We start from the raw sequence: 3,882 nt of genomic DNA on the forward strand, positions 1-3,882 counted from the left end.
CGAGCCGGCATGGACCGGCTCGGACGTTCCGATCGAAGCCGCCATTCGCGGTCTCGCAGGCGTCACGCTCATGCTGGAGGACGCGGCTCGAACAGGCGCGATCCTGACCGACGTCTTCGGGTTTCGTGAGGCGGCGCGAGAGGGATCGTTAGTGCGCTACAAGAGCAATTCCCCGGTGGGGAACATCGTCGACATCCGCGAGGCGAAGGGCTTTCTGCCTGGGCGTCTCGGCGGCGGCTCGATCCATCACATCGCCTTCCGTGCGGCGGACGATGCGACCGAAGCCGAGATGGTGAAGCGCCTCGCCGAGAACCACGACATCGAGACGACAGAACAGCGCGACCGCAAGTATTTTCGTTCGGTGTATTTCCGCGAACCCGGCGGCATCCTGTTCGAAATCGCGACCGACGTACCGGGGTTCTCGGTGGATGAGAAAGTGGATGTCCTCGGCGATGAGCTTCAGCTTCCGCCGTTTCTTGAATCGAGACGCGGCGAAATCGAAGCCGTCCTCCCCTCACTCAGTTAGATCGACCCATGAGCAATCTGTCTTTCGACCACCGCTTCATTCCCGCGAGCGCGCCGAATCTCGCGCCGGTGCTGCTTCTGCACGGCACCGGCGGCGACGAGAACGATCTCATCCCTCTCGGACAGGCGGTCGCTCCCGGCGCCGCCCTGCTCTCGCCGCGCGGGAAAGTCTTGGAGAACGGCATGCCGCGATTCTTCCGTCGTCTTGCCGAGGGCGTCTTCGATGAAGAGGATGTGAAGCGTCGCGCCAAGGAGCTCGCCGATTTCGTCGCCGAGGCGCGCATCGCCTACGAGCTCGCGGCTCCCGTCGCACTCGGCTTCTCCAACGGCGCCAACATCGCGGCGGCGATGCTGATGCTGCGGCCAGAGGCGCTGTCCGGAGCGGCACTCCTGCGCGCGATGGTTCCTCTCGGCGATCCGCCGGCGGCGGACCTGAGCGGAAAGCGTGTGCTCATTCTCTCGGGTTCGATGGATCCTATCATCCCTGCGGAAAACGCGGCCCGTCTCGCGGCGACGTTGCAAAAGGATGGCGCCGACGTTCAGCATCAATCGCTGCCGACGGGGCACGGCCTGACACAAGCGGACGTCAACCTGACATCCAAATGGTACGCGAACAGGTAGTGCCTCCGCTCACAACGGGATGTTGTCGTGCTTTCGCCACGGCCGTTCGACCTCTTTCGCGCGCAGCATGGCGAGCGCGCGGGCGATGCGGCGGCGGGTGGAATGCGRCATGATCACCTCGTCGATGTAGCCGCGCTCGGCGGCGACGAAGGGCGACATGAAACGGTCTTCGTATTCCTTGGTGCGGGCTGCGATCTTGTCCGCATCACCGATGTCGCTGCGAAAGATGATCTCGACAGCGCCCTTGGCGCCCATCACGGCGATCTSSGCGKTSGGCCAGGCRWAGTTSACGTCGCCGCSCAMRTGCTTSGASGCCATCACGTCRTAGGCRCCRCCGWASGCCTTGCGYGTGATCACCGTCACCAAAGGCACCGTGGCTTCCGAATAGGCGAAGAGCAGCTTCGCGCCGTGCTTGATCAGCCCGCCGTATTCCTGCGCCGTGCCCGGAAGAAACCCGGGCACGTCCTCGAACGTGACGACGGGAATGTTGAACGCGTCGCAGAAGCGTATGAATCGCGCAGCCTTACGGGACGCATCTGAATCGAGCACGCCCGCCAGCACCATCGGCTGGTTTGCGACGATGCCGACACTACGACCCTCGATACGCCCGAACCCGGTGATGATGTTCTTCGCGAAGGATTCCTGAATCTCGAAGAAATCGCCCTCGTCGACGACCTTCAGGATCAGCTCCTTCATGTCGTACGGCTTGTTGGGATTGTCCGGCACCAGCGTGTCGAGGCTTTCCTCGACCCGGTTCGGATCGTCGAAGGTCGGCCACTCGGGAACGCCGTCGAGATTGTTCGAAGGCAGAAAATCCATCAGCCGGCGAACCTGGAGCAACGCCTCCACATCGTTGTCGTAGGCCCCGTCGGCCACCGACGACTTCGTCGTATGCACCTTCGCGCCACCCAGTTCCTCGGACGTAACGCTCTCGTTGGTGACGGTCTTTACCACCTCGGGGCCGGTGACGAACATGTAGGAGCGATCGCGCACCATGAAGATGAAATCGGTCATGGCGGGCGAGTAGACGTCGMCGCCGGCGCACGGCCCCATGATGACGGAAATCTGCGGAATGACGCCCGACGCGATCACGTTGCGCTTGAACACTTCGCCGTAACCGCCCAGCGCGGCGACACCTTCCTGGATCCTGGCGCCGCCGGCATCGAACAATCCGATGATCGGCGCCCGCATCTTCAGCGCCATATCCTGGATCTTCATGATCTTGTTGGCGTGGGTCTCCGACAGAGATCCGCCGAAGACGGTAAAGTCCTTGGCGAACACGAAAGCCGTGCGGCCGTTGATCGTGCCCCAGCCCGTGACGACGCCGTCCCCCGGGATCTTCATCTTCTCCATGCCGAAATCGGTCGAGCGATGCTCGACGAACATGTCGAACTCTTCGAACGACCCGGTGTCCAGAAGCAGCTCGATCCGCTCGCGCGCCGTCAGCTTGCCGCGTGCGTGCTGCGCCGCGATACGCTTCTCGCCACCGCCCAGGCGTGCTTGCGCGCGACGTTCATCAAGACGTTCGAGGATGTCTTTCATGGATGTTCTCTTAGGACCCGCTGGGACGACAGACCGGGGCAAAGACATACGCCCAAGATTGGAAATCAACAACGAATGTGTCGGCCGGACTTCACAAACGATCCTCCTGTCATTAGAGGAATGAATCGTAATTTCGTTGCGAAAAATGACATGAAAATCCTCAGAACAATCGTCTCCATCCTCCCGGCCGCTGCTCTCACCGTAGGCTGCGCCAGCCGCTCCGAGGATGTATCGGCCGCTTACGTCTCCCCCATCATGTACAACAGCTACAGCTGCGGCGAGTTGGGTATGGAGGCTCAGCGCGTCAGCGCCGCGGCGGCGGGTGCCTCGGGGGCGCAGGATTCGCAGCGCACCAAGGACGCCGTCGTCACGACAGCCGCCGTCGTGATCTTCTGGCCGGCCGCCTTCTTCGTCGGCGGCGACAACGCGAAGACCGCCGAATTGGCCAGTCTGAAGGGACAGATGCAGGCGATCGAGCAAGCATCGATCCAGAAGAAGTGCGGAATTAACTTCAAACGGGCCTGACGGGCGCTGACGACGGAGCCTCTACCCTGCTCCGCCCGACAGCTCGTAGACGCGGGACGCGGCCAGGAAGTCGGCCTCCCGTCGCTGCCGCCGCTCCATGGCCTCGTGATCCTCGCCCCAGATCTTCTCCTGGAAGCGCTCGTCCACATGGGCCGCTTCCCATGCCGTCGCCGCATCGATCTCGCCGGCTGCGTGGGCAAGCGCGAGGAGAATCGAACCGGACAGCGTGGTCATCACATGCAACGCCGCGATGGCGAACGGCGATGAATGACGCTCGAGCGCAGCACGAAGCGCATCGATCGACCCCTTCGGCTGCTCCACATGCATCACACCCTGCGACAGGGAGAAGCGCGCATCATGAGTCTTTCGCACCCAGTCGAGAATCGGATCCCAGACTTCGCTCTGGGCGTGAACAAGCCGATCGGGTTCGCCCGCCCTGTAGCAGATCAGATCGGAACCGGCATACCGCACGAGATCGTCGATGACCTCGCTCTTGCGTTCAGCGACACCATCGATCGCCGAGTTGACGATGCGGGTAATGGGCATCTTCGCCGGATCGATCTCTTCGCCCTGATCACCCCACTCGGCAGCCAAAGCTTCGGCTAGAGCCTTTGTCGGAACCGAGAGGGGCTGGCGTCCCGGTGTGCGGGCTTCTCGGCCGTCGAGAGT

General features: G+C 62.7%; 5 protein-coding genes. 3 read left to right on the top strand and 2 right to left on the bottom strand.

All coding sequences use genetic code 11. The features are described 5' to 3' along the window. Both AC1DT3_RS13915 and AC1DT3_RS13920 read left to right on the top strand, forming a co-directional pair. Positions 1–526: VOC family protein (locus AC1DT3_RS13915; protein ID WP_477465845.1), on the top strand; the 526-nt coding region annotated here is incomplete at its 5' end. An 8-nt stretch (positions 527–534) separates the two neighbouring features. Beyond that, entirely contained in the window at positions 535–1,146 is a 612-nt protein-coding gene (locus AC1DT3_RS13920) for an alpha/beta hydrolase (RefSeq protein ID WP_477465846.1), read from the top strand. A 9-nt stretch (positions 1,147–1,155) separates the two neighbouring features. Here AC1DT3_RS13920 and AC1DT3_RS13925 read toward each other — a convergent pair whose 3' ends face one another. Then, a complete protein-coding gene (locus AC1DT3_RS13925; RefSeq protein ID WP_477465847.1) occupies positions 1,156–2,688 on the bottom strand; it encodes an acyl-CoA carboxylase subunit beta in 1,533 nt (510 codons plus the stop codon). Between the two features lie 150 nt (positions 2,689–2,838). Between AC1DT3_RS13925 and AC1DT3_RS13930 the strand changes: the two genes are divergently transcribed. After that, positions 2,839–3,213 carry a hypothetical protein gene (locus tag AC1DT3_RS13930; protein WP_477465848.1) on the top strand — a complete coding sequence of 125 codons (375 nt, stop codon included), beginning with the start codon at positions 2,839–2,841 and terminating at the stop codon, positions 3,211–3,213. A gap of 21 nt (positions 3,214–3,234) precedes the next feature. Here AC1DT3_RS13930 and AC1DT3_RS13935 read toward each other — a convergent pair. Then, positions 3,235–3,882 (bottom strand): ATP12 family chaperone protein (locus AC1DT3_RS13935; RefSeq protein ID WP_477465849.1); only part of this gene is annotated, 648 nt, incomplete at its 5' end.

The sequence above is a fragment of the Microvirga sp. P4_G7 genome (assembly GCF_056401005.1).

Excerpts from the sequence above, each read along its gene's own strand:
- AC1DT3_RS13920 (WP_477465846.1), top strand. The coding sequence starts at position 535 with ATGAGCAATCTGTCTTTCGACCACCGCTTCATTCCCGCGAGCGCGCCG.
- AC1DT3_RS13930 (WP_477465848.1), top strand. The coding sequence starts at position 2,839 with ATGAAAATCCTCAGAACAATCGTCTCCATCCTCCCGGCCGCTGCTCTC.